This window comes from Flavihumibacter sp. ZG627, assembly GCF_000814325.1.
Classification (GTDB): Bacteria; Bacteroidota; Bacteroidia; order Chitinophagales; family Chitinophagaceae; genus Flavihumibacter.
In genome coordinates, this window is sequence record NZ_JPHF01000025.1 from 1 (window position 1) to 3,392 (window position 3,392).

The 3,392-nt window shown below is 48.6% G+C and carries 2 rRNA genes; both read left to right on the plus strand.

What is annotated here, in order from left to right:
* Nucleotides 1-288: 288 nt before the first annotated feature.
* Nucleotides 289-3,163, plus strand: a 23S ribosomal RNA gene (locus tag HY58_RS18335).
* Nucleotides 3,164-3,271: 108 nt separating this feature from the next.
* Nucleotides 3,272-3,383 (plus strand): 5S ribosomal RNA (gene rrf / locus HY58_RS18340).
* Nucleotides 3,384-3,392 lie beyond the last annotated feature (9 nt).

Here is a 3,392-nt window from a genome sequence, read left to right on the forward strand (position 1 = left end):
ATTAGCTCAGCTGGCTAGAGCACCTGCCTTGCACGCAGGGGGTCAACGGTTCGAATCCGTTATCCTCCACGGAAAACGGAGTAGAGAGAGAGTTCTTTTAGGAATGAAGGGAGACAGATGTGGCGAAAGGCCTGAAGGTTCATAACCTTACCATCCGCAATTGTGGTTCTTCGGAGCTGCGAAAGTTCTTTGACATATTGGGAAATAAAAAGTTGTAATAATACCGAGTAATAAGTTGTTGTTGGTAAAGAGTAATCTTAATCGCGCCAGCAATGACAGTAGAAATTTTTTAAAGCGAATAAGGGCACATGGTGGATGCCTAGGGTCTGAAAGGCGATGAAGGACGTGGTAAGCTGCGATAAGCCAGGGGGAGTTGCACACAAGCATTATATCCCTGGATCTCCGAATGGGACAACCTGGTATGCTGAAGGCATATCACTCGAAAGAGAGCCAACCCCGAGAACTGAAACATCTAAGTACCGGGAGGAAAAGAAAATAACAATGATTCCCTGAGTAGTGGCGAGCGAAAAGGGAAGAGCCCAAACCTGTGGGGCGTGCTCCATGGGGGTTGTAGGACTGCATTTAGAAACCTATCTCAAACTGAATCTTCTGGAAAGGGGAGCCATAGCGTGTGAAAGCCACGTAGGTGCAAATGATAGGGGACGAGCAGTATCCTGAGTAGCGCGGGACCGGAGGAATCCTGCGTGAATCTGCCGGCACCATCCGGTAAGGCTAAATACTCTTCAGACACCGATAGTGAACCAGTACCGTAAGGGAAAGGTGAAAAGCACCCTGAATAAGGGAGTGAAATAGTACCTGAAACCGTGTGCCTACAAGCGGTCGGAGCCAGCAATGGTGACGGCGTGCCTTTTGCATAATGAGCCTACGAGTTACTCCTCACTGGCGAGGTTAAGTTCTTAAGTAACGGAGCCGTAGCGAAAGCGAGTCCAAATAGGGCGATTTAGTCAGTGGGGGTAGACGCGAAACTTTGTGATCTATCCATGGGCAGGATGAAGGTGTGGTAACACACACTGGAGGTCCGAACTCATTAACGTTGAAAAGTTATGGGATGACCTGTGGATAGGGGTGAAAGGCCAATCAAACTGAGAGATAGCTCGTTCTCCCCGAAATGTTTTTAGGAACAGCGTCGCATATAGAAGTTTATTAGAGGTAGAGCTACTGATTGGGCTAGGGGGCTTCACCGCCTACCAAACCCTGACAAACTCCGAATGCTAATAAATATCTGCGGCAGTGAGGCTGTGGGCGCTAAGGTCCATGGCCGAGAGGGAAATAACCCAGATTAGCAACTAAGGTCCCTAATACGTAGTTAAGTTGAACAAACGAGGTGGAGTTTCTAAAACAGCCAGGATGTTGGCTTGGAAGCAGCCATTCATTTAAAGAGTGCGTAACAGCTCACTGGTCGAGAGACTCTGCACGGAAAATGATCGGGCATCAAACTACGAACCGAAGTTCTAAATTCCATACTTGTATGGAGTGGTAGGGGAGCATTCCAATCTGCGTTGAAGGTGTGTGGTGACGCATGCTGGAGCGATTGGAAAAGAAAATGTAGGCATAAGTAACGATAAAACAAGTGAAAAACTTGTTCGCCGTAAGACTAAGGGTTCCTGATCAACGTTAATCGGATCAGGGTTAGTCGGGTCCTTAGGCAAACCCGAAAGGGGCAGCTGATGGCAAACTGGTTAATATTCCAGTACCCGCATTAGTTTCGATGGGGTGACGTGGTCGTGAAAGGTCCGCGCAGTTACGGAATACTGCGTTAAAGCCTGTAGATATATCTGGTGTAGGCAAATCCGCACCGGATGTCGAAGGTGATAGTACTCAAAAGCTTCGGCCGGCGAGATAGTGACCCTAAACATACCACCGAGAAAAACCTCTAAGGTTAGGCTAATGCGGCCCGTACCGTAAACCGACACAGGTAGTCGAGATGAGTATTCTAAGGCGCTCGGGTGAGCCGTGGAGAAGGAACTAGGCAAATTGACGCTGTAACTTCGGGATAAAGCGTACCGCAGCGATGCGGTCTCAGTAAAATGGTTCAACCAACTGTTTAACAAAAACACAGGGCCCTGCAAAATCGTAAGATGACGTATAGAGCCTGATACCTGCCCGGTGCTGGAAGGTTAAGGAAGGATGTTCGGCGCAAGCCAAAGCTTCTGACTGAAGCCCCAGTAAACGGCGGCCGTAACTATAACGGTCCTAAGGTAGCGAAATTCCTTGTCGGGTAAGTTCCGACCTGCACGAATGGTCTAATGAGTTGAACACTGTCTCCTCCACGAGCCCGGTGAAATTGTAGTATCGGTGAAGATGCCGGTTACCCGTCACGGGACGGAAAGACCCCATGAACCTTCACTACAACTTTGCATTGATTTTGAGCACCAAGTGTGTAGGATAGTTGGGAGACTATGAAGCAGTGTCGCCAGGCATTGTGGAGTCATCGTTGAAATACCAACCTCTTGTTGCTTAGAACCTAACCCCTTGCGGGGGACATTGCATGGTGGGTAGTTTGACTGGGGTGGTCGCCTCCTAAAAAGTAACGGAGGCTCGCAAAGGTACCCTCAGTACGGTTGGTAATCGTACGTAGAGCGCATTAGTATAAGGGTGCTTGACTGTGAGACATACAAGTCGATCAGGTGCGAAAGCAGGCTAAAGTGATCCGGTGGTTCTGTATGGAAGGGCCATCGCTCAAAGGATAAAAGGTACTCTGGGGATAACAGGCTGATCTCACCCAAGAGCTCATATCGACGGTGAGGTTTGGCACCTCGATGTCGGTTCGTCACATCCTGGGGCTGGAGAAGGTCCCAAGGGTTCGGCTGTTCGCCGATTAAAGTGGCACGTGAACTGGGTTCAGAACGTCGCAAGACAGTTCGGTCCCTATCTGTGATGGGCGTTAGAAAATTGCGAGGACATGACCTTAGTACGAGAGGACCGGGTCGTACGTACCGCTGGTGTATCGGTTGTGCCGCCAGGTGCAATGCCGAGTAGCTATGTACGGACAGGATAAACGCTGAAAGCATCTAAGCGTGAAACCTACCTCAAGATGAGTTTTCTTTTAAGGGTCGTCAGAGACTATGACGTTGATAGGCTACAGGTGTAAAGGTGGTAACATCAAAGCCGAGTAGTACTAATTGCCCGTAAGCTTTAATTTTTTATTCTCTTCGGAGATAAAAGATGATTCATTACCGTTTTATTGCAACTTCCCAATATGTTAACTTATTGTATCCGCACTAGCTTCAGCGAAAGCGGATAACCTTATTATGGTGCTTATGCCGAGGGTGTTCACCTCTTCCCATACCGAACAGAGAAGTTAAGCCCCTCATGGCCGATGGTACTGCTATACCAGGCGGGAGAGTAGGTAGGTGCCATATTTATTAAAG